The sequence below is a fragment of the Salmonella sp. SSDFZ54 genome (assembly GCF_004010735.1).
GTDB classification, from domain to species: Bacteria; Pseudomonadota; Gammaproteobacteria; order Enterobacterales; family Enterobacteriaceae; genus Salmonella; species Salmonella enterica.
In genome coordinates this window covers 1,345,216-1,371,759 of the sequence record NZ_CP034819.1, presented here as the reverse complement: position 1 = coordinate 1,371,759, position 26,544 = coordinate 1,345,216, and the positions used below count along the sequence as shown (strand labels likewise).

32 protein-coding genes and 1 tRNA gene are annotated in these 26,544 nt (G+C 53.5%); 18 read left to right on the top strand and 15 right to left on the bottom strand.

All coding sequences use genetic code 11. The features are described from left to right. Positions 1-75: 75 nt before the first annotated feature. From npr to EOS97_RS06910, 11 genes are all read right to left on the bottom strand, one after another. Positions 76-348, bottom strand: a complete 273-nt coding sequence (npr, locus tag EOS97_RS06960; RefSeq protein ID WP_000216797.1) for a PTS phosphocarrier protein NPr — start codon at positions 346-348, stop codon at positions 76-78. Next, positions 345-1,199 carry an RNase adapter RapZ gene (gene rapZ, locus EOS97_RS06955; protein WP_000243749.1) on the bottom strand — a complete coding sequence of 285 codons (855 nt, stop codon included), beginning with the start codon at positions 1,197-1,199 and terminating at the stop codon, positions 345-347. The genes npr and rapZ overlap by 4 nt, the downstream gene beginning before the upstream one ends. A gap of 45 nt (positions 1,200-1,244) precedes the next feature. Beyond that, entirely contained in the window at positions 1,245-1,736 is a 492-nt protein-coding gene (gene ptsN, locus EOS97_RS06950) for a PTS IIA-like nitrogen regulatory protein PtsN (protein ID WP_000609332.1), read from the bottom strand. A 117-nt stretch (positions 1,737-1,853) separates the two neighbouring features. Beyond that, entirely contained in the window at positions 1,854-2,141 is a 288-nt protein-coding gene (gene hpf, locus EOS97_RS06945; RefSeq protein WP_001176589.1) for a ribosome hibernation promoting factor, read from the bottom strand. Between the two features lie 22 nt (positions 2,142-2,163). Next, positions 2,164-3,597 carry an RNA polymerase factor sigma-54 gene (gene rpoN, locus EOS97_RS06940; RefSeq protein WP_000809020.1) on the bottom strand — a complete coding sequence of 478 codons (1,434 nt, stop codon included), beginning with the start codon at positions 3,595-3,597 and terminating at the stop codon, positions 2,164-2,166. A gap of 47 nt (positions 3,598-3,644) precedes the next feature. Further along, complete coding sequence (lptB, locus tag EOS97_RS06935) at positions 3,645-4,370, bottom strand: LPS export ABC transporter ATP-binding protein (RefSeq protein WP_000224104.1); 726 nt, start codon at positions 4,368-4,370, stop codon at positions 3,645-3,647. Between the two features lie 6 nt (positions 4,371-4,376). Continuing rightward, on the bottom strand, positions 4,377-4,931 hold the full coding sequence (gene lptA / locus EOS97_RS06930) for a lipopolysaccharide ABC transporter substrate-binding protein LptA (RefSeq protein ID WP_000669770.1): 555 nt from the start codon (positions 4,929-4,931) through the stop codon (positions 4,377-4,379). Further along, a complete protein-coding gene (gene lptC / locus EOS97_RS06925; protein WP_000047845.1) occupies positions 4,900-5,475 on the bottom strand; it encodes an LPS export ABC transporter periplasmic protein LptC in 576 nt (191 codons plus the stop codon). Before lptC ends, lptA begins: the two co-directional genes overlap by 32 nt. Next, entirely contained in the window at positions 5,472-6,038 is a 567-nt protein-coding gene (gene kdsC / locus EOS97_RS06920) for a 3-deoxy-manno-octulosonate-8-phosphatase KdsC (protein WP_000030029.1), read from the bottom strand. The genes lptC and kdsC overlap by 4 nt, the downstream gene beginning before the upstream one ends. A gap of 20 nt (positions 6,039-6,058) precedes the next feature. Next, a complete protein-coding gene (gene kdsD / locus EOS97_RS06915) occupies positions 6,059-7,045 on the bottom strand; it encodes an arabinose-5-phosphate isomerase KdsD (RefSeq protein WP_000018617.1) in 987 nt (328 codons plus the stop codon). A gap of 13 nt (positions 7,046-7,058) precedes the next feature. Continuing rightward, positions 7,059-8,036, bottom strand: coding sequence for a calcium/sodium antiporter (locus EOS97_RS06910; RefSeq protein WP_000922736.1), 978 nt, complete (start codon positions 8,034-8,036; stop codon positions 7,059-7,061). Positions 8,037-8,248: 212 nt separating this feature from the next. Here EOS97_RS06910 and mlaF point away from each other — a divergent pair, with 212 nt between their 5' ends. From mlaF to murA, 7 genes are all read left to right on the top strand, one after another. Next, on the top strand, positions 8,249-9,061 hold the full coding sequence (mlaF, locus tag EOS97_RS06905; protein ID WP_000531566.1) for a phospholipid ABC transporter ATP-binding protein MlaF: 813 nt from the start codon (positions 8,249-8,251) through the stop codon (positions 9,059-9,061). Between the two features lie 7 nt (positions 9,062-9,068). Further along, positions 9,069-9,851: a lipid asymmetry maintenance ABC transporter permease subunit MlaE gene (gene mlaE, locus EOS97_RS06900; RefSeq protein WP_000925786.1), complete on the top strand. Its 783-nt coding sequence runs from the start codon at positions 9,069-9,071 to the stop codon at positions 9,849-9,851. A 4-nt stretch (positions 9,852-9,855) separates the two neighbouring features. Then, positions 9,856-10,407, top strand: a complete 552-nt coding sequence (mlaD, locus tag EOS97_RS06895; RefSeq protein ID WP_001193591.1) for an outer membrane lipid asymmetry maintenance protein MlaD — start codon at positions 9,856-9,858, stop codon at positions 10,405-10,407. An 18-nt stretch (positions 10,408-10,425) separates the two neighbouring features. Then, positions 10,426-11,061, top strand: coding sequence for a phospholipid-binding protein MlaC (mlaC, locus tag EOS97_RS06890; RefSeq protein WP_000476475.1), 636 nt, complete (start codon positions 10,426-10,428; stop codon positions 11,059-11,061). Then, complete coding sequence (gene mlaB, locus EOS97_RS06885) at positions 11,061-11,357, top strand: lipid asymmetry maintenance protein MlaB (protein WP_000188843.1); 297 nt, start codon at positions 11,061-11,063, stop codon at positions 11,355-11,357. The genes mlaC and mlaB overlap by 1 nt, the downstream gene beginning before the upstream one ends. A 187-nt stretch (positions 11,358-11,544) precedes the next feature. Then, positions 11,545-11,799, top strand: coding sequence for a BolA family iron metabolism protein IbaG (gene ibaG, locus EOS97_RS06880; protein WP_001518349.1), 255 nt, complete (start codon positions 11,545-11,547; stop codon positions 11,797-11,799). A gap of 53 nt (positions 11,800-11,852) precedes the next feature. Further along, complete coding sequence (gene murA / locus EOS97_RS06875; protein WP_000357288.1) at positions 11,853-13,112, top strand: UDP-N-acetylglucosamine 1-carboxyvinyltransferase; 1,260 nt, start codon at positions 11,853-11,855, stop codon at positions 13,110-13,112. A gap of 58 nt (positions 13,113-13,170) precedes the next feature. Here murA and sfsB read toward each other — a convergent pair whose 3' ends face one another. Both sfsB and ispB read right to left on the bottom strand, forming a co-directional pair. Next, positions 13,171-13,458: a DNA-binding transcriptional regulator SfsB gene (gene sfsB / locus EOS97_RS06870; protein WP_000444167.1), complete on the bottom strand. Its 288-nt coding sequence runs from the start codon at positions 13,456-13,458 to the stop codon at positions 13,171-13,173. 231 nt (positions 13,459-13,689) lie between these two features. After that, positions 13,690-14,661: an octaprenyl diphosphate synthase gene (gene ispB, locus EOS97_RS06865; RefSeq protein ID WP_001047354.1), complete on the bottom strand. Its 972-nt coding sequence runs from the start codon at positions 14,659-14,661 to the stop codon at positions 13,690-13,692. Positions 14,662-14,918: 257 nt separating this feature from the next. Between ispB and rplU the strand changes: the two genes are divergently transcribed. The 4 genes from rplU to cgtA all read left to right on the top strand — a co-directional run bounded on the left by rplU (position 14,919) and on the right by cgtA (position 17,790). Continuing rightward, complete coding sequence (gene rplU, locus EOS97_RS06860; protein ID WP_000271396.1) at positions 14,919-15,230, top strand: 50S ribosomal protein L21; 312 nt, start codon at positions 14,919-14,921, stop codon at positions 15,228-15,230. A 19-nt stretch (positions 15,231-15,249) separates the two neighbouring features. Further along, complete coding sequence (gene rpmA / locus EOS97_RS06855; protein ID WP_000940593.1) at positions 15,250-15,507, top strand: 50S ribosomal protein L27; 258 nt, start codon at positions 15,250-15,252, stop codon at positions 15,505-15,507. 129 nt (positions 15,508-15,636) lie between these two features. Further along, entirely contained in the window at positions 15,637-16,602 is a 966-nt protein-coding gene (locus tag EOS97_RS06850) for a DMT family transporter (protein WP_000813052.1), read from the top strand. Positions 16,603-16,617: 15 nt separating this feature from the next. Further along, positions 16,618-17,790, top strand: coding sequence for an Obg family GTPase CgtA (gene cgtA / locus EOS97_RS06845; protein ID WP_000673556.1), 1,173 nt, complete (start codon positions 16,618-16,620; stop codon positions 17,788-17,790). Positions 17,791-17,920: 130 nt separating this feature from the next. Here cgtA and dacB read toward each other — a convergent pair whose 3' ends face one another. Then, positions 17,921-19,354: a serine-type D-Ala-D-Ala carboxypeptidase gene (gene dacB, locus EOS97_RS06840; RefSeq protein ID WP_001212675.1), complete on the bottom strand. Its 1,434-nt coding sequence runs from the start codon at positions 19,352-19,354 to the stop codon at positions 17,921-17,923. A 247-nt stretch (positions 19,355-19,601) separates the two neighbouring features. On the opposite strand from dacB, the gene greA reads away from it, so the two are divergent. Further along, positions 19,602-20,078 (top strand): transcription elongation factor GreA, encoded by a 477-nt coding sequence (gene greA / locus EOS97_RS06835; RefSeq protein ID WP_001148008.1) that lies wholly within the window; start codon positions 19,602-19,604, stop codon positions 20,076-20,078. A gap of 155 nt (positions 20,079-20,233) precedes the next feature. On the opposite strand, the gene yhbY is transcribed toward greA, so the two are convergent. Beyond that, positions 20,234-20,527 carry a ribosome assembly RNA-binding protein YhbY gene (gene yhbY, locus EOS97_RS06830; protein WP_001592995.1) on the bottom strand — a complete coding sequence of 98 codons (294 nt, stop codon included), beginning with the start codon at positions 20,525-20,527 and terminating at the stop codon, positions 20,234-20,236. A 126-nt stretch (positions 20,528-20,653) separates the two neighbouring features. Between yhbY and rlmE the strand changes: the two genes are divergently transcribed. From rlmE to EOS97_RS06800, 6 genes are all read left to right on the top strand, one after another. Continuing rightward, the gene (gene rlmE / locus EOS97_RS06825; protein ID WP_000145974.1) at positions 20,654-21,280 is read left to right on the top strand and encodes a 23S rRNA (uridine(2552)-2'-O)-methyltransferase RlmE; all 627 of its coding nucleotides are present in this window, start codon (positions 20,654-20,656) and stop codon (positions 21,278-21,280) included. Positions 21,281-21,383: 103 nt separating this feature from the next. Continuing rightward, positions 21,384-23,318, top strand: coding sequence for an ATP-dependent zinc metalloprotease FtsH (gene ftsH, locus EOS97_RS06820; RefSeq protein WP_001107481.1), 1,935 nt, complete (start codon positions 21,384-21,386; stop codon positions 23,316-23,318). A 104-nt stretch (positions 23,319-23,422) separates the two neighbouring features. After that, positions 23,423-24,271 carry a dihydropteroate synthase gene (gene folP / locus EOS97_RS06815; protein ID WP_000764711.1) on the top strand — a complete coding sequence of 283 codons (849 nt, stop codon included), beginning with the start codon at positions 23,423-23,425 and terminating at the stop codon, positions 24,269-24,271. Further along, complete coding sequence (gene glmM, locus EOS97_RS06810) at positions 24,264-25,601, top strand: phosphoglucosamine mutase (RefSeq protein ID WP_000071169.1); 1,338 nt, start codon at positions 24,264-24,266, stop codon at positions 25,599-25,601. The genes folP and glmM overlap by 8 nt, the downstream gene beginning before the upstream one ends. Before the next feature lie 214 nt (positions 25,602-25,815). Then, the gene (secG, locus tag EOS97_RS06805; protein ID WP_000272680.1) at positions 25,816-26,148 is read left to right on the top strand and encodes a preprotein translocase subunit SecG; all 333 of its coding nucleotides are present in this window, start codon (positions 25,816-25,818) and stop codon (positions 26,146-26,148) included. A 13-nt stretch (positions 26,149-26,161) separates the two neighbouring features. Beyond that, positions 26,162-26,248 (top strand) — tRNA-Leu (locus EOS97_RS06800). Positions 26,249-26,544 lie beyond the last annotated feature (296 nt).

Genomic DNA, 26,544 nt, shown 5'->3' with positions numbered 1-26,544 from the left:
ACACGCCCGGTTTTGGGGTGACTGTCATCAAATACCGGGACGGCGTTGGGGGAAATAGAGTATAGAGGGGGAGGTTTAGTCTTCGTCAAAGCCGGAATTGAACAGCGCGATAACCGCCGCCAGCGCTTCAACTTCTTGCGGGCCGGTGGCTTCAATTTCAATCTGACGCCCTTTGGCGGAGTCGAGCATTAACAGCGCGATGACGCTGTTCGCTTCCGCTTCGGTGCCTTCGTCATTGCGTAATAGCACCTCGGCGTCAAAACCCTGCATCAGTTCGAAAAGCTTCATGGCAGGCCGGGCATGCATGCCCAGCTTATTGGTGACTTCAACAGTTTGCTTTACGGTCATGTTTTGCGTTTTTCCAGCGTGCGATGGCGAGACTGGACATTTTTACCGCGCGAGCGGAAGTAGTCTGCCAGCTGTTCTGCAATATACACCGAACGGTGTTTCCCGCCGGTACAACCGATAGCGACGGTAAGGTAGCTGCGGTTGTTGGTCTCCAGCATCGGTAACCATAGCTCAAGATAGCTGCGAGTCTGATAGATAAAATTGTGAACTTCTGTGTGTCGGTCAAGAAACGCGGCTACCGGCTTATCAAGCCCGGTCATGGGGCGCAGTTTTGGGTCCCAGTGCGGGTTGGGCAGAAAGCGGACATCGAACACATAGTCCGCATCAATCGGGATACCATGTTTAAAGCCGAAGGACTCAAATACCATCGTCAGTTCGCGCTCGCGTTTGCCCAACAGCCGGGTACGCAGCATCTCCGCCAGCTCATGGACGGACATTTCTGAAGTGTCGACGATCAGATCCGCACGTGAGCGTAACGGCTCCAGCAAGTCACTCTCTTTATCGATCGCACTCTCTAAAGAAAGATTTTTGCTGGAAAGCGGATGCAAACGGCGCGTGTCGCTGTAGCGGCGAATCAAGGTATTGCGGTCGGCATCAAGAAACAGCAATTGCGGCGAGAAAGCGCCAGGCAGATTATTCATCGCCTGTTCAAAAATCTCAGGTGATTCAGGCATATTGCGCACATCAATGCTGACGGCGGCGGAAATCTGGCGATCGGCCAGCGTTCGCGCCAGATCGGGCAACAGCACGACGGGGAGGTTATCCACGCAGTAAAATCCCATATCTTCCAGCGCGCGCAGAGCGACAGATTTACCTGATCCGGAACGCCCGCTGACGATCATCAGTACCATGTACCGTTTCTCCTCACAACGACAGAAATAAATGCCATTGAGTTGTTATGCCTCATTCTGCTCACCTTCGGTGTCAGTAATGATTTGATACAGCTCTTCATCATTCAGCGCCGCGCGCAGGCGGCGGCAGATCGTTTTATCCGCCAGACGTTTCGCCACCAGCGACAGCGTGTGCAGATGCGTTTTAGTTTGATCGGCGGGCACCAGCAGGGCGAAGAGGAGATCGACCGGCTGGTTATCGATGGCGTCGAACGCGATTGGCGTTTCGAGCTGAACGAACACGCCGACGGCGCGTAAGGTATCTTCTTCCAGTTTCCCGTGCGGGATGGCGATACCATTACCAATACCGGTACTGCCCATTTTTTCGCGTGTCAGAATGGCTTCAAACACGACCTGAGGAGGTAAACTGAGCTGTTTTGCCGCCAGTTCGCTGATGATTTCCAGCGCGCGTTTCTTACTCTGACAATGAACGCCGCTACGCGTACACTCCTGGTTAAGTACACTGCTCAGTTGTAGAGTCGTATCGTTATTTATCATAATTTCACCTAAGAACCTGTCCTGTCAGGTTGATGGCCAGGTTCGGAGCGCTAACTGTACAAATGGCCCGTTGTGTCACACAACAGGCCGTCCTGCACTGGCTAACTGCCCGGACAATTAGTGTTGTTTCAGTTTATCTTTATGCCTTGTTAACTGCCTTGCCAGTTTATCAATCAAGCCGTCAATGGCGGCATACATATCCTGGCCTTCCGCGCTGGCGTGAATTTCGCCGCCGTTAACGTGTAGCGTCGCATCCGAGATGTGCGTGACCTTCTCCACTTTCAACACCACGTATACCTGATTAATCCGCTCAAAATACTGTTCAAGTTTGGCGAATTTTGTCGTCACAAATTCACGCAGGGCTTCAGTAATTTCGACATTATGTCCGGTGATATTGAGCTGCATAGTGTCTTCCTTATCGGTTGGGTCAAACCAGCTGTTTGCGTTGGTTTGACGGCGGAATGGATAAAGACTCTCGGTACTTCGCAACAGTGCGGCGCGCCACCATGATACCTTGTTCTGACAGCAGAGAGGTTAACTTGCTGTCGCTCAGTGGTTTCGCGGGGTTTTCCGCCGCAATTAACTTCTTCACCAGCGCGCGAATCGCGGTGGAAGAGGCTTCGCCTCCGCCTTCGGTATTGACGTGGCTGGAAAAGAAATATTTGAGTTCAAAAATACCGCGCGGGCTGTGCAAATACTTCTGCGTGGTCACGCGGGATATAGTGGATTCGTGCATCTCGACGGCCTGGGCGATATCCGCCAGTACCATCGGTTTCATATATTCTTCGCCCTGTTCAAAAAAGGCTTGCTGTTGCTCGACGATGCAGCGACTGACGCGCAGCAGCGTGTCGTTGCGGCTTTCAAGGCTTTTTATCAGCCATTTCGCATCCTGTAAATTACTGCGGATGAACTGGCTGTCGGCATCGTTGCGCGCGCTATTGCACATGGCGGCATAGTGCTGGTTAATCTGTAAACGGGGAATACTGTCGCTATTAAGCTCCACCGTCCAGCGACCGTTATGCTTGCGTACCAGCACATCCGGGATAACGTACTCCGGCTCGCCGGTCTGGATCGATTGACCGGGTCTGGGATCGAGCGACTGAATCAGGTTTACCGCCTCTTTCAGCACCTCTTCTTTCAGTCGGGTAACGCGCATCAACGTGCGGAAATCGTGGTTGGCCAGCAGATCAAGGTGATCGCAGATAATAAGCCGCGCCTCTTCCAGCCACGGCGTGGATTTGTCGAATTGTGAAAGCTGGATCAGCAGACAGTCGCGAAGATCTTTTGCCGCGACGCCCACCGGATCAAAACGCTGAATGCGCTTCAGAACGGCTTCGACCTCATCGAGATCCACCTCTACATCGCCCATGCTTTCGCGAATTTCGTCCAGGGATACGGTGAGATAGCCGGTATCATCTACCGCATCGACAATGGATGTCGCAATAGCGCGATCGGTGTCCGAGAAGGGCGTTAGCTCAACCTGCCACATCAGATAATCCTGCAACGACTGCGTCGTTTCGCCCTGATAGACGGGCAGCTCATCGTCGATATAATCGCCGCTGGGGCCGGATGGCGTCCCGGCGGTGTAAATTTCATCCCAACTGGCGTCAAGCGGCAGCTCTTCCGGCATCTCTTTTTGTTCGAGCGCGTCGGCGGTATCGAGAGGATCATTATCCTGAGGTTGCTGAGTGTCGATTTCGTCATGAAGATCGGTTTGCTCAAGCAGCGGGTTATTTTCCAGCGCTTGCTGGAGTTCCTGCTGAAGTTCCAGCGTAGACAACTGCAACAGACGGATGGCCTGTTGTAGCTGAGGCGTCATCGCCAGTTGTTGGCTAAGCCTGAGTTGCAAACCTTGCTTCATATTCAGAGTCGTTTTCTCCCGCTAGAGCAGCATAGCCCTCTACCCTATCAGAGTCTGAAGTCTTCCCCAAGATATACACGCTTAACGTGTTCGTCTTGCAGGATTTCTGTCGGCGTACCGTGGGCAATAAGGTGGCCCTGGCTCACGATATAGGCACGTTCACAGACTGCCAGCGTCTCACGGACGTTATGGTCGGTGATCAGCACGCCGAGCCCGCTATCGCGCAGATGCTCGATAATGCGTTTGATGTCGATAACGGAAATCGGGTCAACGCCGGCAAAGGGTTCATCCAGCAGGATAAATTTGGGATTAGCGGCCAACGCGCGGGCTATTTCTACACGACGGCGTTCACCACCGGACAGCGCCTGTCCCATGCTGTCGCGCAGATGCTCGATATGAAACTCTTCCATCAGCTCGTTGGCGCGGTCTTCTCGCTGTTCTGCGGTCAAATCGTCACGAATTTGCAGTACCGCCATCAGGTTATCAAATACGCTGAGACGGCGGAAAATAGAGGCTTCCTGCGGCAAATAGCCGATACCGCGGCGCGCGCGCGCGTGCAGCGGCAGCAGACTGATATCTTCATCATCGATGATGATATTGCCCGCGTCACGCGGCACGATACCGACGACCATATAAAAGGTGGTGGTTTTACCCGCGCCGTTTGGACCGAGCAGCCCGACAATCTCCCCGGAGTTAACGGTCAGACTGACATCTTCCACTACGCGACGGCCTTTATAGGCCTTCGCCAGATTCTTTGCAGTTAATGTTGCCATAACGAATTAGTTACTCTTCTTTTGCGCCGGAGTCTGGCCTTTGTTTTTGTCTTGCAACTGCGACGGCACCAGAACGGTGGTGACGCGTTTGCCTTTCTCGCTGAAGGCCTGCATTTTCTGCTCTTTCACCAGGTAGGTGATTTTGTCGCCGGTAATGTTGCTGTCAAGCTGCTCCAGATAAGCGTTGCCGGTCAGCACCACAAAATCTTTCGCCAGCTCGTAATGCATATGGGAAGCGTGGCCTTTCACCGGCTTACCGTTGTCCTGCATCTGGTAGAAGGTGGCCGGATTGCCGTAACCGTCGATCACCTCTTTCCCCTGTTCGCCGCCAGGGCGGGTAACCACGACTTTATCGGCGTTGATCTTAATCGTGCCCTGGGTCATTACCACGTTGCCCGTAAAGGTCACGACGTTGCCTTGCATATCCAGCGACTGTTGATCCGAGTCAATATGAATAGGCTGTTCGGTATCGCCCGTGACGGCGAAGGCCGGAATGCTGGCGGCCAGCAGCGAGCCGGCAAGCATAAGATTAAGGCTGAGTTTGTTTGTTTTGAATTTCATAAGAGGTTCTAACCTTTTCAATCAGCTCGGCGTTCTTGCTGCGTAAGTTACCGCGCATTTTCAGTCCGCTGGAGTTAAATGTTGTGCCGTATAACGTCACCAGATCGTTCGAGGTAACATCCTGCGTCACCAGATTAATCTGCGCGTTATCGGTGGTAATTCTGCGTAATTGAGCGTCAGGCACCAGGGCGTTGACTTCAACATGGCCATACAGATAGAGCATCCGATCGTTAGTCAATTTGGCTTTATCGGCCTTGATCGACCATGTCGGCACTTTATCCTTATCAAAGGTGGTTAATACCGGTTGCGTAAACCATGAGACCGCCTGATCGGAAAAATATTCAACGTGCTGCGCGATCAGACGATAGCTCAACGCGCCTTCCGGACTGTACACGACGGTATCCGTATGCTCGCTTTTATACGTGGGATCGTTGCTGTTGACCATCACGGCAGCAGGATCGTCTTTATCCGCCAGATTGATACCAATCAGTACCAGAATGGCCAGCGACAGTAGAATGATAACCCAACGTCTGGTTTTACTCATATCGATTGCCCTTTGGCCTCATCCAGCTTGCCCTGCGCCAGCAGCAGCAAATCGCACACCTCACGTACCGCGCCGCGCCCGCCGGCAATGTGCGTCACATAGTCAGCGCGGGGGATCAGCAGCGGATGCGCATCCGCAACGGCAACGCTTAACCCCACTTTTTCCATCACTGGCCAGTCAATCAGATCATCGCCGACATAGGCAACATTTTCCGGCGCAATGGCCAGTTTTTCCAGCAGATCGCTAAAGGCGATCAGCTTATTCGACTGTCCCTGATAAAGATGGACAATCCCCAGCGTGGCGCAGCGATCTTCTACAAGTTTAGCCTTTCGTCCGGTAATAATGGCAACCTCGATATTGGAGGTCAAAGCACAGCGAATACCATAGCCGTCACGAACGTTGAAAGCCTTCAGCTCTTCGCCGTTATTGCCCATATAAATCAGGCCGTCAGACAATACGCCATCCACGTCCAGGATGAGCAGGCGGATATTCTCCGCTTTGGTCATGACATGGGTGCTGACGGGGCCATAACAGGTCGCAAGCGACGCACCTGCTTTACTCATCGTTAATTATCCTTGAGTTTCTACACGACGCCTGCACGCAGGAGATCATGCATATGTAACACACCGAGTAACTGGTCGCCATCAGCAACCAGTACGGAGGTGATATGGCGGGACTGCATTAAATTCAGCGCATCGACAGCGAGAATACCGGGACGCACGCGAATGCCCCCTGGCGTCATCACCTCGGCGATCCCCAACTGGCGCATATCGCCGCCCATATCGAACACGCGACGTAAATCGCCGTCGGTGAAGATACCGTCGATCTTCATGGATTCATCGCAAATGACGGTCATACCGAGATTTTTACGCGTAATTTCTAACAGCGCATCACGCAGGGTGGCATGTTTATTAACATGCGGGATCTCATCGCCAGTATGCATAATATCGCTTACACGCAGCAGTAGCTTACGTCCCAGCGCGCCGCCAGGATGCGACAGAGCGAAATCCTCGGCAGTAAAGCCGCGCGCTTTTAACAACGCCACGGCGAGCGCGTCGCCCATCACCAGCGTTGCGGTGGTACTACTGGTAGGCGCCAGGCCTAACGGACACGCTTCTTTGGGCACTTTAACACACAGATGCACATCTGCCGCACGCGCCATGCTGCTTTCCGGTCGCCCGGTAATGCAAATTAACGGTACGTGCAGACGTTTAAGCACCGGTATTAGCGCCGCGATCTCGCTGGATTCGCCGGAGTTGGAGATAGCGATAACCACATCCTGCGGCGTAACCATCCCCAAATCGCCGTGCGCGGCTTCGCCTGGATGTACAAAAAAGGAAGAGGTGCCGGTACTGGCGAATGTGGCGGCCATTTTCCGTCCGATATGGCCGGATTTCCCCATCCCCATGACCACCACTTTTCCGGTGCAGTTGAACATTTTTTCACAGGCCAGCGTGAAATGCTGGTTGATATATTGATCAAGCTCCGCCAGGCCTTCACGTTCAATTTCCAGGACCTCTTTGCCTGCCTGCTGAAAGTCAAACCCCGGTTGCAACGCTAAATGCGACATAATCCGTTTCCAGTTATCCAACAAGAAGTGGCGATAGCCAATAGAGCATCGCCAGCCATACGATAAACCCGCCGGTCAGCAGTATACCTGCGCCCCGACCAATCTGACGCGGATGCCGCCAGCAAAGTAAAGCGAAAACCACGCTAACCAGCAACATCACGCTATAATCACGCCCAAACGCCAGCGGGTTGATCTCCCCCGGCGCGATCAGCGCAGGCAGTCCCAGCACGATGGCGAGATTAAAAATATTGGCGCCAATGAGATTACCAACGGCAATATCATTTTCGCCTTTTCGCACGCCGGCAATCGCCGTCGCCAGTTCTGGCAGACTGGTGCCGACGGCGATGACTGTCAGACCGAGCGTTAATTCACTCATGGCGAAATAGTTCGCCAGCACCGTAGCGTTATCGATTACCATGCGCGTCGCCATCGGCATGATGACCAGCGCAATGCCCAGCCATAAGAACGCGACGGGGAGCCCGCCTTCGCGCGGCAGCTCCGCCAGTTGTTCGCGGGTGAGGCTGTCATTCCCCTGGCGTTCGGCCAGACGCGCGATTTTAACAATGAATAACAGCCATAGCACAGCCAGAAGCAGGAGAAAGATACCATCACTGCGGCTTAACTGTCCGTCATGCAGTACGGAACCGGCTACCACGCTAACAAATAACATTAATGGCAATTCGCGACGTAGAACATCGGAATGCACGGTAAATGGACGAACCAGCGCCGCCAGCCCTAAGATCAGCAAAATATTGGTGATGTTAGAACCGAGCGCCGCGCCGACGGCCAAATCGAGCTGACCGTGTAGCGATGCGGCGGCCGACACAATAATTTCCGGCAGCGAGGTGCCGATACTCACGACCGTCATCCCGATGATCAGCGGGGGAATACCGAATGTACGGCATAAAATAGAGGCCGCAAACACCAGACGATCGGCGCCGTAGGCCACCAGAAGCAAACCAATTATGAGTAGCGCCATCGCTAAAAGCATCTAAAGTCCTTTCTTCAGGTATACTCGCCGGTCCCCTGGAAGGGATATCTGGAAGCCGTAACGAAGTCCTAATTTTGACTTTATGCGGCTAAAAAGTAAAACGAATGCCAGCTTTCGCTAACCCTGTCAGTTAATATTCTGTAATTATGTCGAACCCATGGTTAAATTCAGCGCCATGGTTACCTCAACAAGGCAATACGAAGGATGAATCAATGGGTCAGTCTGCGGCCAATTTAGTCGATATGCGCGACGTCAGCTTTTCCCGTGGCGAACGCTGCATTTTCGATAATATTTCCCTGACGGTGCCGCGCGGGAAGATCACGGCGATCATGGGGCCGTCGGGCATCGGTAAAACCACGCTGTTGCGCCTGATTGGCGGACAGATCCCGCCGGATAAGGGCGAGATCTTATTTGATGGCGAGAATGTGCCGGCCATGTCCCGTTCGCGGCTCTACACCGTCCGTAAACGTATGAGTATGCTGTTTCAGTCGGGAGCGCTGTTTACCGACATGAACGTGTTTGACAATGTGGCCTATCCGCTACGGGAGCACACCAATTTACCCGCGCCGCTGCTAAAAAGCGTCGTGATGATGAAACTGGAAGCTGTCGGGCTGCGCGGCGCGGCAAAACTGATGCCTTCCGAGCTCTCCGGTGGGATGGCGCGCCGCGCCGCGTTGGCGCGCGCCATCGCTCTGGAACCGGATCTCATCATGTTCGATGAGCCGTTTGTCGGCCAGGACCCGATTACCATGGGCGTTCTGGTGAAGCTGATTTCAGAATTGAACAGCGCGCTGGGCGTGACCTGCGTGGTGGTCTCGCATGATGTGCCAGAGGTGCTCAGTATTGCGGATCACGCCTGGATCATGGCGGACAAAAAAATCGTCGCTCACGGTAGCGCTCAGGCGTTGCAGGAGAATACGGACCCGCGCGTGCGTCAGTTCCTTGACGGTATTGCCGACGGGCCGGTTCCGTTCCGCTATCCGGCGGGCGACTATCACCTTGATTTACTCGAAACAGGGAGTTAAGCCACTCATGCTGTTAAATGCGCTGGCAGCACTCGGACACAGCGGGATCAAAACCGTCAGGACGTTCGGGCGCGCCGGGTTAATGTTATTCAATGCGATTATCGGTAAGCCGGAGTTTCGCAAACATGCGCCGCTGCTGGTGCGCCAGCTTTATAATGTGGGCGTCTTGTCGATGCTTATCATTATTGTCTCCGGCGTATTCATCGGTATGGTGCTGGGGCTGCAAGGCTATCTGGTTCTGACTACTTACAGCGCGGAGACCAGTCTTGGCATGTTAGTGGCGCTTTCGCTGCTGCGCGAGCTGGGGCCGGTGGTCGCGGCGTTGCTGTTTGCCGGGCGGGCCGGGTCGGCGTTGACGGCGGAAATCGGCCTGATGCGGGCGACGGAGCAGCTCTCCAGTATGGAGATGATGGCGGTCGATCCATTGCGCCGGGTGATTTCGCCGCGCTTCTGGGCGGGCGTGATTTCGTTGCCGCTACTGACCATTATCTTTGTGGCGGTCGGTATCTGGGGCGGCTCGCTGGTCGGCGTAAGCTGGAAGGGAATCGACGCCGGGTTCTTCTGGTCCGCGATGCAGAATGCCGTCGACTGGCGTATGGACCTGGTGAACTGTCTGATAAAGAGCGTGGTGTTCGCCATTACGGTAACATGGATTGCGTTATTCAACGGTTATGACGCAATACCGACTTCTGCCGGGATTAGCCGGGCAACGACGCGTACCGTGGTTCACGCATCGTTGGCCGTTCTGGGGCTGGATTTTGTGCTGACCGCACTGATGTTTGGGAATTGAGTTCATGCAAACGAAAAAAAATGAAATTTGGGTAGGCGTTTTTTTGCTGGTAGCGTTGCTGGCGGCGCTGTTTGTTTGCCTGAAGGCGGCAAATGTGACCTCTATGCGCACGGAGCCGACCTATAAGGTTTATGCGACCTTCGATAACATCGGCGGTCTGAAAGTGCGCTCCCCGGTACGCATCGGCGGGGTGGTTGTCGGGCGGGTTGAAGATATCTCGCTTGATCCGAAAACATACCTGCCGCGCGTAACGCTCGACATCGAAGAGCGTTATAACCATATTCCCGATACCAGCTCGTTGAGTATTCGTACTTCCGGGCTGCTGGGGGAGCAATATCTGGCATTAAACGTCGGTTTTGAAGATCCTGAGCTGGGAACGTCTATCCTCAAAGATGGGAGTACGATTCAGGACACCAAGTCTGCAATGGTGCTGGAAGATATGATTGGCCAGTTCCTTTATAACAGCAAAGGCGACGACAATAAGAATTCTGGCGATGCGCCAGCCGCAACGGAAGGTCATACTGAAGCCACAACGCCCGCGGGCGAAACGAAATAATCTCAGGAGAATTGAGGCATGTTTAAACGACTGATGATGGTGGCCCTGCTGGTCATTGCGCCATTAAGCGCAGCAACGGCAGCGGATCAGAGCAATCCTTATAAACTGATGAACGAGGCGGCGCAGAAAACGTTTGATCGCCTGAAAAACGAACAGCCGAAAATTCGTGCCAATCCGGATTACCTGCGAGACGTTGTTGATCAGGAACTTCTGCCGTACGTGCAGGTAAAATATGCCGGCGCGCTGGTGTTGGGCCGCTACTACAAAGAGGCGACCCCGGCGCAGCGTGAAGCCTATTTTGCAGCGTTTCGCGAATACCTGAAACAGGCATACGGTCAGGCGCTGGCGATGTACCACGGTCAGACTTACCAGATAGCGCCTGAGCAACCGCTGGGCGATGCGACCATTGTGCCTATCCGTGTAACGATTATCGATCCCAACGGTCGTCCGCCGGTACGCCTGGATTTCCAGTGGCGCAAAAACACCCAGACCGGCAACTGGCAGGCGTATGACATGATTGCGGAAGGCGTCAGCATGATCACCACCAAGCAAAATGAGTGGAGCGACCTGCTGCGTACTAAAGGCATCGACGGCCTGACCGCACAACTGAAATCTATCTCTCAACAGAAAATTACTTTGGACGAGAAACAGTAATGACGCCGCAACTCACCTGGACGCGTGAGGCGGACACTCTGGTGCTGGCGGGAGAGCTGGATCAGGACGTGTTGGCGCCGCTATGGGACGCGCGCGTAGAAGCGATGAATGGCGTTACCCGTATCGACCTGAGCCAGATCTCCAGGGTAGATACGGGGGGACTGGCGCTGCTGGCGCACCTTGTGAACCAGGCAAAAAAGCAGGGCAATGCCGTGTCGCTGTCTGGCGTTAACGACAAGGTTTACGCGCTGGCGCAATTATATAACTTGCCCGAAGACGTACTTCCCCGTATGTAATGAATGCCGGATGGTTTATCCGGCCTACACTTCGCATGATCCCCGTAGGCCGGATAAGTTGCGTTAGCAGCACCATCCGGCACTTTTACCGCGCTGATTTATCAGCGTAATCTTTTGCTTATTTAAGACGGCGCGACTTTGCTCTAAGATGTTGGGCTGTTTTCACTATTTGACGAATAAAGAACCCATGGAAAATCATGAAATTCAGAGTGTGCTGATGAATGCCCTCTCCCTCCAGGAAGTCCACGTCTCCGGCGATGGCAGTCACTTTCAGGTTATTGCCGTGGGCGAGATGTTTGACGGCATGAGCCGGGTCAAGAAACAGCAAACGGTCTATGGGCCGCTAATGGAGTACATTGCGGACAACCGTATCCATGCCGTATCGATCAAAGCATATACCCCGGCGGAATGGGCGCGCGATCGTAAACTTAACGGATTTTAAGCTACGGGTAACCTGCCGGTAGCGGAGATGAATGCTTAACTGAGAATACAATAATGGATAAATTTCGTGTACAGGGGCCAACGACGCTCCAGGGCGAAGTCACAATTTCCGGCGCCAAAAACGCCGCGCTGCCGATCCTGTTCGCCGCTCTGCTGGCAGAAGAACCGGTAGAGATCCAAAACGTTCCAAAACTGAAAGACGTGGATACGTCGATGAAGCTCCTGAGCCAATTAGGCGCGAAAGTGGAACGCAATGGATCGGTACACATTGACGCCAGCCAGGTGAACGTGTTCTGCGCGCCTTATGATCTGGTTAAGACCATGCGCGCCTCGATATGGGCGCTGGGGCCGCTGGTTGCCCGTTTTGGTCAGGGACAAGTCTCTCTGCCGGGGGGCTGTACTATTGGCGCGCGTCCGGTTGATCTGCATATTACCGGTCTGGAACAACTGGGTGCGACCATCAAGCTGGAAGAGGGCTACGTAAAGGCCTCCGTCGAAGGGCGTCTTAAAGGGGCGCATATCGTGATGGATAAGGTCAGCGTCGGCGCGACCGTCACCATTATGTGCGCCGCTACGCTGGCGGAAGGGACGACCATCATTGAAAACGCCGCGCGCGAGCCGGAAATTGTCGACACCGCTAACTTCCTGGTTACGCTGGGGGCGAAGATCGCCGGGCAGGGCACCGATCGTATTACGATCGAGGGTGTAGAGCGTCTGGGCGGCGGCGTTTATCGTGTGCTGCCGGATCGTATCGAAACGGGGACTTTCCTGGTGGCGGCTGCGATCTCTCGCGGCAAAATCCTCTGCCGTAACGCGCAACCGGACACTCTGGACGCGGTACTGGCGAAACTGCGCGATGCTGGCGCGGATATCGAAGTGGGCGAGGACTGGATTAGTCTGGACATGCACGGCAAACGACCGAAGGCGGTCAATGTCCGTACCGCGCCGCATCCGGCATTTCCGACCGATATGCAGGCGCAGTTCACGTTGCTGAACCTGGTGGCGGAAGGGACGGGCTTTATCACTGAAACCGTCTTTGAAAACCGTTTTATGCACGTGCCTGAACTCAGCCGCATGGGCGCGCGTGCGGAAATTGAAAGCAATACCGTCATATGCCATGGCGTAGAAACGCTCTCTGGCGCCCAGGTCATGGCGACAGATCTGCGAGCATCTGCGAGCCTGGTGCTGGCGGGCTGTATTGCGGAAGGCACGACGATTGTGGATCGCATTTATCACATCGATCGCGGTTATGAGCGCATCGAAGACAAACTGCGCGCGCTAGGCGCGAATATTGAACGCGTGAAAGGCGAATAACCTTCTGTACGCTTAATAACCCCCGCGAACGCGATTGCGGGGGTTATTTTACAGGCACTTACTCTACATTCTGTTTGTCTTTATTACGCGCTCTCATAAGCCGCGTTCTGTCGATAAACTCATGCGTGCGCGGATCGTGATAACGCGATGGCCAAATAACCCAGGGTTCCGTTCCCAATGCTTTCGCGATAATCAACTCTCCTTTCGGCCACGGGCGCGTTAATGCATTGGCCAGCGTGGATGAACTCAATCCATTCCGGCGTGACTCAGCGGCCATTGAAGTCCCTTTTTTACGTAGTCCGGCAATGATATCGGCCGGATGCCAGTCAATAAGCTTGCTTTCCATACATCCATCACTCCTTAGGTTAATCACTTACGGTTTTAACAACCCGACGACGTTCGATACTATAACGCTTCGTGAAGGAATGTTCTAAAAAGTTCATGTAAGTGGCGGCAATATTCAGAATATGCCAGGGGAAATCCTGGATGAGTATGTGAAAGACAGGCGATAGGGTATCTGGAGTTTATTAGAACTTAATGGGATATCCCGCGCAGTACGCGGGATAAGAGAACGGCATTAACGATCGCGCTGCACCGCGATGTGTGCGAGACCGATAAGCGCCTCACGCCATGGAGTATCCGGCAATATCTGCAACGCGGATATCGCTTTGTCGGCTTCTTCTTCCGCTCGCTGACGCGTCCATTCCAGCGAGCCGCAGGTGGTCATCGCTTCCAGAACCGGTTCCAGAAGATGACGGCCATTACCTTGTTCAATAGCGGTACGGATCATCGCTGACTGTTCTGGCGTACCGTGGCGCATGGCGTGAAGCAACGGTAAGGTAGGTTTGCCCTCATTGAGGTCATCACCCACATTTTTACCGAGATGCTCGCCGTCGGCACTGTAATCCAGCAGATCGTCAATGAGCTGGAAAGCCGTACCAAGGTAGCGGCCATAGTCCTGCAACCCTTTCTCTTGCTCAGGCGTACAACCGGCAAGAATACCGGAGCACTGGGCGGCGGCTTCGAACAGACGGGCCGTTTTACTGTAAATCACCCGCATGTAATTTTCTTCGGTAATGTCCGGGTCATTCACGTTCATCAATTGCAGCACTTCGCCTTCTGCAATCACGTTGACCGCTTCCGACATCACTTCCAGCACTTTTAACGAGCCGAGGCTGGTCATCATCTGGAAGGCGCGGGTATAGATAAAGTCGCCGACCAACACGCTGGCGGCATTACCGAAAGCGGCATTTGCCGTCGCTTTGCCGCGACGCATATCGGATTCATCCACCACATCATCATGTAGCAGCGTCGCCGTGTGGATAAACTCGATCAGAGCGGCGATAGTCACGTGCGCGTTACCCTGATAACCCACCGCGCGCGCGGCAAGAACGGCAATCATCGGACGAATGCGTTTTCCGCCGCCGCTAATAATGTAATATCCTAGCTGATTAATCAGTTGAACGTCGGAATTAAGCTGTTCAAGGATTGTCGCATTGACACCCGCCATATCTTGCGCGGTTAACTCGTTGATTTTTTCTAAATTCATCGCAAAAGCCGGGCTTATCGCCCCGATTATCCCATGTCTGAATGAGGTAACGTAGGGTTTATGGTTAGAAATATACCCTGATTGTACTGAAAAAACGCCGCAGATAAACGTTACCGTATGCGTTGTGTTTTTTTTCTTCATGTATTGATGGTAGCACTTGTCAAAGCCGTGCAATTTGCGTAATATTCGCGCCCTATTGTGAATATTTATAGCGCGCTCTGAATCATTGAAAGGTGTGCGCGGAAGCGGAGTTTTTTATGTACGCGGTTTTCCAAAGTGGTGGTAAACAACACCGAGTAAGCGAAGGTCAGACCGTTCGCCTGGAAAAGCTGGACATCGCAACTGGCGAAACTATCGAGTTCGCTGAAGTTCTGATGATCGCAAACGGTGAAGAAGTCAAAATCGGCGTTCCTTTCGTTGATGGCGGCGTAATCAAAGCTGAAGTTGTTGCCCACGGTCGTGGCGAGAAAGTTAAAATCGTTAAGTTTCGTCGCCGTAAACACTACCGTAAGCAGCAGGGCCATCGTCAGTGGTTCACTGATGTGAAAATTACCGGCATCAGCGCTTAAGATTAGGGGAGCAGATTAAATGGCACATAAAAAGGCTGGCGGCTCGACTCGTAACGGTCGCGATTCTGAAGCTAAACGTCTGGGCGTAAAACGCTTTGGCGGTGAAGCAGTTCTGGCAGGCAGCATCATCGTTCGTCAACGTGGTACTAAATTCCACGCTGGCACCAACGTTGGTTGCGGTCGTGACCACACTCTGTTTGCTAAAGCAGACGGTAAAGTGAAATTCGAAGTTAAAGGCCCGAAAAACCGTAAATACATCAGCATCGTTGCTGAGTAAGTTTTTTGTGGTCCGGTAACGGATGAAAGCCCCGCACCTGTTGCGGGGCTTTTTACATTCGATGGCCGACTAAAATATACCCGTGTGGCTGTGCGAATGCCGTTAACGGGTCTTTGCAGGGAACACGGCATGAAGCAGCAGGCAGGCATTGGCATTCTTTTAGCGCTCACTACCGCGATGTGCTGGGGAGCGTTGCCAATAGCAATGAAGCAAGTGCTGGAGGTGATGGAGCCTTCAACCATTGTCTTCTACCGCTTCTTAATGGCCAGTATTGGCCTCGGGGCGATACTGGCAGTAAAAAGAAAGCTGCCGCCGCTGCGTATTTTTCGTAAGCCGCGCTGGTTGGTGTTATTGGCGATAGCGACCTGCGGACTGTTCGGTAATTTCATTTTGTTCAGTTCTTCCCTGCAATATTTAAGCCCAACCGCGTCGCAGGTTATCGGCCAGCTCTCGCCGGTTGGCATGATGGTCGCCAGCGTCTTTATTCTGAAAGAAAAGATGCGCGGTACGCAGGTGATTGGCGCGCTGATGTTATTGAGCGGGCTGGTGATGTTTTTTAACACCAGTCTGATCGAGATTTTTACCCGACTGACCGACTACACCTGGGGCGTTATTTTTGGCGTAGGCGCGGCGATGGTGTGGGTGAGCTATGGCGTGGCGCAAAAAGTATTATTGCGACGTCTGGCCTCGCAGCAGATCCTGTTTTTACTGTACACTTTATGTACGATAGCGCTCTTGCCGCTGGCAAAACCGATGGTGATAGCGCAACTGAGCGACTGGCAGCTCGCCTGTTTGATTTTCTGCGGGCTAAATACGCTGGTAGGATATGGCGCCCTGGCGGAAGCGATGGCGCGTTGGCAGGCGGCGCAGGTGAGCGCGATAATCACGCTTACACCGCTATTTACCCTGCTGTTTTCAGATCTTTTATCTATGGCCTGGCCCGATTTCTTCGCCAGACCGATGTTAAACCTTTTAGGTTATCTCGGTGCGTTTGTCGTGGTTGCGGGCGCGATGTATTCCGCCATTGGTCATCGTATTTGGGGCGGTTTACGCAAGCATGAAACGGTGGTTTCGCAACCCCGCTCAGGCGAATGATTTACGGAGAATAAAATGAAGTTTGTTGATGAAGCATCGATTCTGGTCGTTGCAGGCGATGGCGGTAATGGCTGTGTGAGCTTCCGCCGCGAAAAATATATCCCGAAAGGCGGCCCGGACGGCGGTGATGGCGGCGACGGCGGCGACGTCTGGATGGAAGCCGATGAAAACCTGAATACGCTGATCGATTACCGCTTTGAAAAATCGTTCCGCGCTGAACGTGGTCAGAATGGCGCGAGCCGCGACTGTACCGGTAAACGCGGTAAAGACGTGACCATCAAAGTGCCGGTCGGTACGCGCGTTATCGACCAGGGAACCGGTGAAACGATGGGCGACATGACCAAACACGGTCAGCGTCTGTTGGTCGCGAAGGGCGGCTGGCATGGGTTAGGCAATACCCGTTTTAAATCCTCGGTTAACCGTACGCCGCGCCAGAAAACCAATGGTACGCCGGGCGATAAGCGCGACCTGCTGCTGGAACTGATGCTGCTGGCGGATGTCGGGATGCTGGGGATGCCAAACGCCGGTAAATCAACGTTCATTCGCGCGGTATCGGCAGCAAAACCGAAAGTCGCGGACTATCCGTTTACCACGCTGGTGCCGAGCCTGGGCGTGGTACGTATGGACAGCGAAAAGAGTTTTGTGGTGGCCGACATTCCGGGGTTGATCGAAGGCGCGGCGGAAGGCGCGGGCCTGGGGATTCGCTTCCTGAAGCACCTCGAACGTTGCCGCGTACTGCTGCACCTCATTGATATCGATCCGATCGACGGTTCCGATCCGGTGGAAAACGCCCGTATCATTATTGGCGAACTGGAAAAATACAGCCAGGATCTGGCGGCTAAACCGCGCTGGTTAGTGTTCAACAAGATCGATCTGATGGATAAAACCGAAGCGGAAGAGAAAGCGAAAGCGATCGCCGAAGCGTTGGGCTGGGAAGGGAAATACTATCTGATTTCCGCTGCCAGTCAGCTAGGGGTGAAAGATCTCTGCTGGGATGTGATGACCTTTATCATCGAGAATCCGATCGCGCAGGCTGAAGAAGCAAAACAGCCGGAAAAAGTCGAGTTCATGTGGGACGATTATCATCGCCAGCAGTTGGCTGAAGTGGAAGAAGACGCAGACGATGACTGGGATGACGACTGGGATGAAGACGACGAAGAAGGCGTCGAGTTCATCTACAAACGTTAATCTCGTAGCCGGATGGCGCTTACGCTTATCCGGCCTATAAAAGCCAACGGGCCGCATTTGCGGCCCGTTTTATTATGTTCTTTGTTGGCCGGATAAGACGAGTTAGCGCCGCCATCCGGCAATAATGCACTCAGTTATTCTGATAAATATCCTTGTACAATCGACTCTCGAAGCGTACCAGCGGAATACGTCGATTACGCTGATCGGCAGGTGGAACCGCGTAGCCGGACAAATACTGTACAAATGCCATCCGTTGTCCGCTTGCGGTGGTAATAAAGCCCGCCAGATTATACACGCCCTGCAGTGATCCGGTTTTCGCCGAAACCTTACCGTCTACGCCCGCCTGATGCAGCCCGGCGCGGTATTGTAATGAACCATCATAGCCCGCCAGCGGCAGCATAGAGATAAAGTTCAGCTCGTTATCGTGTTGGGCGATATATTGCAGCACCTGCATCATCGTGGCGGGAGCGATCAGGTTATGGCGGGAAAGACCGGAACCGTCGGCAATAATGGTATTGCCGATATCAATTCCCGCCTGTTGGCGTAGGATCTGGCGAACGGCATCCGATCCCGCCCGCCAGGTGCCAGGCACGTTAAACCTGACATGACCAATCATCCGAAAAACAGTATCGGCGATCATGTTGTCTGACTTTTTCAGCATAATCTTAAGCAGATCGTGCAGTGGCGCCGACTGTTTACTGGCGACGATCGTTCCGGGCTCGTTAACCTGCGTCTGGCGCAGCAGCGTGCCGCGGTAAGTTATCCCGGCCTCTTTCAGTTCCTGCTTGAGGATCGCGCCCGCGTAGCTGGCGCCGTCCTGAATAGCAAAGGCCAGCGGCAGCGGGTCGGCGCGCTGTGGTAAACAGCCGGTAAGCGTATAACGGTTCAAATCGCCAGGCACCACATCCAACTCGCAATACTGCGCGTCTGCCGAACCGCGCGGCAGAGTCCGTACCTGGCTGAACATCGTTACCGGATAATAAGAGGCCACGCGAATAAAGGCTAAATCGTTTGGTTTTTGCGCGCTATAAAGCGACACAGAAAAACAGTTGCGGTCAACAATGGCGGCGGCGGGAGGCGCGCTGAAACACTGCGTCAGGTCGTTCCACGGCCAGCCTGGCGCTTTATCGTGGCTGGCGAAAATCGACGTATCGATAAGCACATTACCGTCGATTTGCGTGACGCCGGACTTTTTCAGCGTCGCGACCATATTGCGAATATCCTGACGTCTTAGCGTTGGATCGCCACCGAAGCGCGCAATTAAGTCACCTTTCAGGATGCCGTTATCGACGTTGCCTTTAGTCTCCAGCGTGGTCGTAAAACGGAAATCCGGGCCGAGTTGAATCAGCGCCGCCAGCGCGGTAATCACCTTTTGGGTACTGGCGGGAAGCGCCATCTGCTGACTATGATAATCAATAGCCGGCGCGGGCGCGCCAATCTTTTGCACCATCAGCGCGAGGTTGGCGCCGGCCGGAAGCTGTTTGATGTATTCGTCAATATTCGCGGCCTGAACGCTGAACGCTATACTGGTGGTCAATCCGATGATAAATCTGGAAAATCGCATAATCTCGCGCTAACACCCTGGAAACAAGCCGTCATACTACGGCGCAACGCCCTAAAAAGTAAACGATGACCCATAGGGAACTCCAGGGTAAAATGGTTATCAAAGAGGAAATTGTAGCTGACCTGGGACTGCGCGCCCGGGTTGGTGTTTTTTTGCTTCTGACCCTGGTATGGCATATGCCGGGGCTGGCTTAGCAGCCGGGGTAGAGTTCATTGCCCCCTACAGGAATGTTCAAGAGGTATAACAAATGCAAGCTATTCCGATGACCTTACGCGGAGCCGAAAAACTGCGCGAAGAGCTGGATTTTCTGAAATCTGTGCGCCGTCCTGAAATCATCGCCGCTATCGCCGAAGCGCGCGAACATGGCGATTTAAAAGAAAACGCGGAGTATCATGCTGCACGCGAACAGCAGGGTTTCTGCGAAGGGCGCATTAAAGATATCGAAGCAAAACTGTCGAATGCGCAGGTGATTGACGTCACCAAAATGCCGAACAATGGTCGCGTGATTTTCGGCGCTACCGTCACGGTGCTGAACCTGGACACCGACGAAGAGCAGACCTATCGTATTGTTGGCGATGATGAGGCGGATTTTAAGCAAAATCTCATTTCGGTAAACTCGCCAATCGCTCGCGGCCTGATCGGCAAAGAGCAGGATGACGTCGTGGTGATCAAAACGCCTGGCGGCGATGTGGAATACGAAGTGCTTAAAGTGGAATACCTTTAAGCAGTACTCAATACGCAAATTGTTGGTGTATTGTAAAGAAAGGAAAAAGGCCGCATAGCGGCCTTTTATCAACGGAGAGAGCGTGGCATTTTGCTCTCCTGCTCGTGGAAAACCCCTCGTTTTACACAGATTTTGTGTTCGACTTTAGGATATCCTTAACGCGGCAGCGAGATTTTACGCTCTTTAGTTGGGCGATACAGCACCAGCGTTTTACCGATGACCTGTACGTTACAGGCGCCGGTTTCGCGCACGATAGCGTCCACGATCAAGGTTTTTGTTTCGCGATCTTCCGAGGCGATTTTCACCTTGATAAGTTCATGGTGCTCTAACGCTTGTTCAATCTCGGCCAGTACCCCTTCGGTCAAACCATTATTGCCAAGCATAACAACAGGCTTGAGCGGATGTGCCAGACCTTTTAGGTGCTGTTTTTGTTTAGTACTCAGATTCATCGTATATTTTTGCTTACGTTGGGATTGAAAACGGGTCATTCTACCGCCATCTCCCTTATATCGCCAAATAGGCGTGTAGAAATTTACGCCATTGGCTACGATGAACTGCCCCGACGGGAAAGTTAAATGACAGGTAAAAAGCGTTCTGCCAGCTCAAGCCGCTGGCTTCAGGAACACTTTAGCGATAAATATGTTCAACAGGCGCAGAAAAAGGGGCTACGCTCCCGTGCCTGGTTTAAACTTGATGAAATACAGCAAAGTGACAAACTTTTTAAGCCGGGAATGACGGTAGTCGATCTCGGCGCTGCGCCAGGAGGCTGGTCACAGTATGTGGTCACGCAGATTGGCGGCAAAGGCCGCATCATCGCTTGTGATCTTTTACCTATGGATCCTATCGTTGGTGTGGACTTTCTTCAGGGCGATTTTCGTGATGAACTTGTCATGAAAGCGTTACTGGAACGCGTGGGTGACAGTAAAGTACAAGTTGTCATGTCGGATATGGCACCAAACATGAGCGGAACACCGGCGGTGGATATCCCCCGCGCCATGTATCTGGTGGAGCTGGCGTTAGAGATGTGCCGCGATGTGCTGGCGCCAGGCGGAAGTTTTGTAGTGAAGGTGTTCCAGGGCGAAGGTTTCGATGAGTATCTAAGGGAAATTCGCTCCCTGTTTACGAAGGTTAAAGTTCGTAAGCCGGACTCTTCGCGTGCGCGTTCGCGTGAAGTGTACATTGTAGCGACCGGGCGAAAGTGATAACCGGCAGATTTCAGACGTAAGGTTTGAAAGAAACTGGATATAGAGTATCCTGACGCTGTTTTTAACACAGTTGTAATAAGAGGTTAATCCCTTGAGTGACATGGCGAAAAACCTAATACTCTGGCTGGTCATTGCCGTTGTGCTGATGTCAGTATTCCAGAGCTTTGGGCCCAGCGAGTCTAATGGCCGTAAGGTGGATTACTCTACCTTCCTGCAAGAGGTCAATCAGGACCAGGTTCGCGAAGCGCGTATCAACGGACGTGAGATCAACGTTACCAAGAAAGATAGTAACCGTTACACGACTTACATTCCGATTAATGATCCGAAGCTGCTTGATAACCTGCTGACTAAAAACGTCAAGGTTGTTGGCGAACCACCTGAAGAGCCAAGCCTGCTGGCTTCTATCTTCATTTCCTGGTTCCCGATGCTGTTGCTGATCGGCGTCTGGATCTTCTTCATGCGTCAGATGCAGGGCGGCGGTGGCAAAGGCGCCATGTCGTTCGGTAAGAGCAAGGCGCGTATGCTGACGGAAGATCAGATCAAAACCACGTTTGCTGACGTCGCGGGCTGTGACGAAGCGAAAGAAGAAGTGGCGGAACTGGTTGAATACCTGCGTGAACCGAGCCGTTTCCAGAAGCTGGGCGGTAAAATTCCGAAAGGCGTCCTGATGGTCGGCCCGCCGGGTACCGGTAAAACCCTGCTGGCAAAAGCCATTGCGGGTGAAGCGAAGGTGCCATTCTTTACGATTTCCGGTTCTGACTTTGTGGAAATGTTCGTCGGTGTCGGCGCGTCTCGTGTGCGTGACATGTTCGAACAGGCCAAAAAAGCGGCGCCGTGCATTATCTTCATCGATGAAATCGACGCCGTAGGCCGCCAGCGTGGCGCAGGTCTTGGCGGTGGTCACGATGAACGTGAGCAGACGTTGAACCAGATGCTGGTTGAGATGGACGGCTTCGAAGGTAACGAAGGTATCATCGTTATCGCCGCAACTAACCGTCCGGACGTCCTTGACCCGGCGCTGCTGCGTCCTGGTCGTTTCGACCGTCAGGTGGTGGTAGGCCTGCCGGATGTTCGCGGTCGTGAGCAGATTCTGAAGGTGCATATGCGTCGCGTACCGTTAGCGACGGATATTGATGCGGCGATCATTGCGCGCGGTACGCCGGGCTTCTCCGGTGCGGACCTGGCGAACCTGGTCAACGAAGCGGCGCTGTTTGCCGCACGCGGCAACAAACGCGTAGTGTCGATGGTTGAGTTCGAGAAAGCGAAAGACAAAATCATGATGGGCGCCGAACGTCGCTCCATGGTGATGACGGAAGCGCAGAAAGAGTCGACCGCGTACCACGAAGCGGGCCACGCGATTATCGGTCGCCTGGTGCCGGAACACGATCCGGTGCACAAAGTGACGATTATCCCGCGCGGTCGTGCGCTGGGCGTGACCTTCTTCCTGCCTGAAGGCGACGCGATCAGCGCCAGCCGTCAGAAGCTGGAAAGCCAAATCAGCACGCTGTACGGCGGCCGTCTGGCGGAAGAGATTATCTACGGCGTTGAGCATGTTTCTACCGGCGCGTCGAACGACATTAAAGTCGCGACTAACCTGGCGCGTAACATGGTCACCCAGTGGGGCTTCTCGGAGAAACTCGGTCCGTTGCTGTACGCGGAAGAAGAGGGCGAAGTGTTCCTCGGCCGTAGCGTCGCAAAAGCGAAACATATGTCTGATGAAACTGCGCGTATCATCGACCAGGAAGTGAAAGCGCTGATTGAACGTAACTACAATCGCGCTCGTCAGATCCTGACTGACAATATGGATATTCTGCACGCGATGAAAGATGCGCTGATGAAATATGAAACCATCGATGCGCCACAGATTGATGACCTGATGGCGCGTCGTGAAGTGCGTCCGCCTGCGGGCTGGGAAGATCCAAACGGCACCAATAACTCTGACAGCAATGGTACGCCTCAGGCGCCGCGTCCGGTTGATGAACCACGCACGCCGAACCCGGGCAACACGATGTCAGAGCAGCTGGGCGACAAATAAGCGTTTGTTGTACAACATTATGTTTAGCGCTCACCGAAACCCTGGGGCTTGCCCCGGGGTTTTTCTTTTTTTAACTCACCACAAATAAAACAGGGATTTTGACCATGAAACTCTTCGCTCAGGGCGCCACGCTCGATCTCACTCATCCGCATGTTATGGGGATTCTGAACGTAACGCCGGATTCGTTCTCCGACGGCGGCGCGCATAACACGCTGATTGAGGCGGTGAAACATGCGAATTTAATGGTGAATGCCGGGGCGACAATTATTGATGTGGGGGGGGAATCAACGCGACCAGGCGCGGCGGAAGTGAGCGTGGAAGAAGAGCTGGATCGCGTTATTCCGGTACTGGAAGCAATCGCGCAACGCTTTGAAGTGTGGATTTCTGTGGATACCTCTAAACCCGAGGTGATCCGTGAAGCGGCAAGGGCGGGCGCGCATATTATCAATGATGTCCGTTCGCTCTCCGAACCCGGCGCGTTGGAAGCGGCAGCGGAAACCGGCTTGCCGGTCAGTCTTATGCACATGCAGGGCAACCCCAAAACCATGCAGGAGGCGCCGAAATATGACGATGTCTTTGCCGAGGTGAATCGCTACTTTATTGAGCAAATAGCACGTTGTGAGAAGGCCGGCATCGCAAAAGAGAAATTGTTGCTCGACCCCGGATTCGGTTTCGGTAAAAATCTCTCTCACAATTATACCTTACTGGCGCGACTGGGTGAGTTTCATCATTTTAACCTGCCGCTGCTGGTGGGAATGTCACGTAAAACGATGGTTGGTCAGTTACTTAACGTGGGACCATCAGACCGTCTGAACGGCAGCCTTGCGTGCGCGGTAATTGCCGCGATGCAGGGCGCGCAGATCATTCGCGTCCATGACGTCAAAGAAACCGTAGAGGCGATGCGGGTGGTAGAAGCCACTCTGTCTGCAAAGGGAAACAAACGCTATGAGTAATCGTAAATATTTCGGTACCGATGGGATTCGCGGACGTGTAGGCAATGCCCCCATTACACCTGATTTCGTGCTTAAACTGGGTTGGGCTGCCGGAAAAGTGCTGGCGCGTCATGGCTCGCGTAAAATCATTATCGGTAAAGATACGCGTATTTCCGGCTATATGCTGGAGTCAGCGCTGGAGGCGGGCCTTGCCGCTGCGGGGCTGTCGGCCTCGTTTACCGGACCTATGCCAACGCCAGCCGTCGCCTATCTGACGCGGACTTTCCGCGCGGAGGCGGGTATCGTTATCTCGGCTTCACATAACCCGTTCTATGATAACGGCATTAAATTCTTCTCTATCGACGGTACGAAACTGCCTGACGATGTGGAAGAAGCCATCGAAGCCGAAATGGAAAAAGAGATCACCTGCGTAGACTCCGCCGAGCTGGGGAAAGCGAGCCGCATCGTCGATGCCGCCGGACGCTATATTGAGTTCTGTAAAGGCACCTTCCCGAACGAACTGAGCCTCAATGGCCTGAAAGTGGTTGTGGATTGCGCCAACGGCGCTACCTACCATATCGCGCCGAATGTGCTGCGCGAGCTGGGCGCGACCGTTATCGCCATCGGCTGTGAGCCAAACGGCGTCAACATTAACGAAGAAGTGGGCGCGACCGACGTGCGCGCGTTGCAGGCGCGCGTGTTGGCGGAGAAGGCGGACCTCGGCATCGCGCTTGACGGCGACGGCGACCGGGTCATCATGGTTGACCATGAAGGCAATAAAGTCGATGGCGATCAGATTATGTATATCATCGCGCGCGAAGGGCTGCGCCAGGGGCAACTGCGCGGCGGCGCGGTGGGGACGCTGATGAGCAATATGGGGCTGGAGCTGGCGCTCAAGCAGCTTGGCATTCCGTTTGCCCGGGCGAAAGTGGGCGACCGCTACGTGCTGGAAAAATTGCAGGAAAAAGGCTGGCGCATCGGCGCGGAAAACTCTGGTCACGTTATTCTGCTGGATAAAACGACCACTGGCGACGGTATTGTAGCGGGGCTACAAGTTCTGGCGGCGATGGTGCGTAATCATATGAGTCTGCACGATCTGTGCAGCGGTATGAAAATGTTCCCGCAGATTCTGGTTAACGTGCGTTACACCGCTGGTAGCGGCGATCCGCTGGAAAATGAAGCGGTGAAAGCGGTAACGGCAGACGTAGAAGCCACGCTCGGCAATCGTGGGCGGGTACTGCTACGTAAATCCGGTACCGAACCGCTGATTCGCGTGATGGTGGAAGGCGAGGATGAAGCGCAGGTTACGGCATTCGCCCATCGTATCGCGGATGCGGTAAAAGCCGTTTAAGTGACTAAAAAGGCGGCGGTTGCCGCCTTACTGCCCGCAAAAAACAACGCTTTTGCTGTTTTTTTCCGCAGTTGATACAATGCGCTTAAATTGCCCTTGCGAAGGTCATTCGCTTTGGTTAGTATTCACACCCGCTTCAGTGGGAAACAGTAAAAATCCCGCTTTATTGGTAGAAGCATTGGTACGCGGCAACTCCGCAAGGAACAGGTTGATTATGTACGAAGCTCTTTTAGTTGTTTTCCTTATTGTGGCAATTGGCCTTGTAGGTCTGATCATGCTGCAGCAAGGTAAAGGCGCTGATATGGGAGCCTCCTTCGGAGCAGGCGCTTCCGCTACGCTATTTGGTTCAAGTGGTTCTGGTAACTTCATGACCCGAATGACGGCGGTATTGGCGACGCTGTTCTTCATCATCAGTCTGGTGTTGGGTAATATCAATAGCAACAAAACCAATAAAGGAAGCGAGTGGGAAAATCTGAGCGCGCCGGCGAAGACCGAGCAGACTCAACCTGCTGCACCGGCCCAGCCGACCAGCGATATCCCGCGCTAATAGCAGTATCCGTGCCGAGGTGGTGGAATTGGTAGACACGCTACCTTGAGGTGGTAGTGCCCAATAGGGCTTACGGGTTCAAGTCCCGTCCTCGGTACCAATATTCCGAAAGAAAGACGCTGAAAAGCGTCTTTTTTTTCGTCTGTTGAAACTGCTCTCAGAGAGGAGGTTGAAGCACGCTTACACGCGTCCCTGGCATGGCCCCGTCAATACGTTGAGATAGCCCTCCATACATACTCATGTATGTCCTCTCTGGTGATCTCCCTGCGTCAGGTTCACTCCACCGATTACGAGATCATCTCCGTTCATTGAAGACGGTAGTTGCTCAGCTATAATCTGAAATGCTTGTATCTGTTATCCCCCTCCATATCTTTTGCTCAAGTAGTTTTATCTAAT

Excerpts from the sequence above, each read along its gene's own strand:
- npr (WP_000216797.1), bottom strand. The coding sequence starts at position 348 with ATGACCGTAAAGCAAACTGTTGAAGTCACCAATAAGCTGGGCATGCAT.
- kdsC (WP_000030029.1), bottom strand. The coding sequence starts at position 6,038 with ATGAGTAAAGCAGGTGCGTCGCTTGCGACCTGTTATGGCCCCGTCAGC.
- kdsD (WP_000018617.1), bottom strand. The coding sequence starts at position 7,045 with ATGTCGCATTTAGCGTTGCAACCGGGGTTTGACTTTCAGCAGGCAGGC.
- secG (WP_000272680.1), top strand. The coding sequence starts at position 25,816 with ATGTACGAAGCTCTTTTAGTTGTTTTCCTTATTGTGGCAATTGGCCTT.
- greA (WP_001148008.1), top strand. The coding sequence starts at position 19,602 with ATGCAAGCTATTCCGATGACCTTACGCGGAGCCGAAAAACTGCGCGAA.
- rpmA (WP_000940593.1), top strand. The coding sequence starts at position 15,250 with ATGGCACATAAAAAGGCTGGCGGCTCGACTCGTAACGGTCGCGATTCT.
- rpoN (WP_000809020.1), bottom strand. The coding sequence starts at position 3,597 with ATGAAGCAAGGTTTGCAACTCAGGCTTAGCCAACAACTGGCGATGACG.
- rlmE (WP_000145974.1), top strand. The coding sequence starts at position 20,654 with ATGACAGGTAAAAAGCGTTCTGCCAGCTCAAGCCGCTGGCTTCAGGAA.
- ibaG (WP_001518349.1), top strand. The coding sequence starts at position 11,545 with ATGGAAAATCATGAAATTCAGAGTGTGCTGATGAATGCCCTCTCCCTC.
- mlaC (WP_000476475.1), top strand. The coding sequence starts at position 10,426 with ATGTTTAAACGACTGATGATGGTGGCCCTGCTGGTCATTGCGCCATTA.
- ptsN (WP_000609332.1), bottom strand. The coding sequence starts at position 1,736 with ATGATAAATAACGATACGACTCTACAACTGAGCAGTGTACTTAACCAG.
- rplU (WP_000271396.1), top strand. The coding sequence starts at position 14,919 with ATGTACGCGGTTTTCCAAAGTGGTGGTAAACAACACCGAGTAAGCGAA.
- hpf (WP_001176589.1), bottom strand. The coding sequence starts at position 2,141 with ATGCAGCTCAATATCACCGGACATAATGTCGAAATTACTGAAGCCCTG.
- mlaF (WP_000531566.1), top strand. The coding sequence starts at position 8,249 with ATGGGTCAGTCTGCGGCCAATTTAGTCGATATGCGCGACGTCAGCTTT.
- ftsH (WP_001107481.1), top strand. The coding sequence starts at position 21,384 with ATGGCGAAAAACCTAATACTCTGGCTGGTCATTGCCGTTGTGCTGATG.
- mlaD (WP_001193591.1), top strand. The coding sequence starts at position 9,856 with ATGCAAACGAAAAAAAATGAAATTTGGGTAGGCGTTTTTTTGCTGGTA.
- EOS97_RS06850 (WP_000813052.1), top strand. The coding sequence starts at position 15,637 with ATGAAGCAGCAGGCAGGCATTGGCATTCTTTTAGCGCTCACTACCGCG.
- mlaB (WP_000188843.1), top strand. The coding sequence starts at position 11,061 with ATGACGCCGCAACTCACCTGGACGCGTGAGGCGGACACTCTGGTGCTG.
- lptC (WP_000047845.1), bottom strand. The coding sequence starts at position 5,475 with ATGAGTAAAACCAGACGTTGGGTTATCATTCTACTGTCGCTGGCCATT.
- mlaE (WP_000925786.1), top strand. The coding sequence starts at position 9,069 with ATGCTGTTAAATGCGCTGGCAGCACTCGGACACAGCGGGATCAAAACC.
- cgtA (WP_000673556.1), top strand. The coding sequence starts at position 16,618 with ATGAAGTTTGTTGATGAAGCATCGATTCTGGTCGTTGCAGGCGATGGC.
- ispB (WP_001047354.1), bottom strand. The coding sequence starts at position 14,661 with ATGAATTTAGAAAAAATCAACGAGTTAACCGCGCAAGATATGGCGGGT.
- murA (WP_000357288.1), top strand. The coding sequence starts at position 11,853 with ATGGATAAATTTCGTGTACAGGGGCCAACGACGCTCCAGGGCGAAGTC.
- yhbY (WP_001592995.1), bottom strand. The coding sequence starts at position 20,527 with ATGAATCTGAGTACTAAACAAAAACAGCACCTAAAAGGTCTGGCACAT.
- lptA (WP_000669770.1), bottom strand. The coding sequence starts at position 4,931 with ATGAAATTCAAAACAAACAAACTCAGCCTTAATCTTATGCTTGCCGGC.
- rapZ (WP_000243749.1), bottom strand. The coding sequence starts at position 1,199 with ATGGTACTGATGATCGTCAGCGGGCGTTCCGGATCAGGTAAATCTGTC.
- EOS97_RS06910 (WP_000922736.1), bottom strand. The coding sequence starts at position 8,036 with ATGCTTTTAGCGATGGCGCTACTCATAATTGGTTTGCTTCTGGTGGCC.
- sfsB (WP_000444167.1), bottom strand. The coding sequence starts at position 13,458 with ATGGAAAGCAAGCTTATTGACTGGCATCCGGCCGATATCATTGCCGGA.
- dacB (WP_001212675.1), bottom strand. The coding sequence starts at position 19,354 with ATGCGATTTTCCAGATTTATCATCGGATTGACCACCAGTATAGCGTTC.
- glmM (WP_000071169.1), top strand. The coding sequence starts at position 24,264 with ATGAGTAATCGTAAATATTTCGGTACCGATGGGATTCGCGGACGTGTA.
- folP (WP_000764711.1), top strand. The coding sequence starts at position 23,423 with ATGAAACTCTTCGCTCAGGGCGCCACGCTCGATCTCACTCATCCGCAT.
- lptB (WP_000224104.1), bottom strand. The coding sequence starts at position 4,370 with ATGGCAACATTAACTGCAAAGAATCTGGCGAAGGCCTATAAAGGCCGT.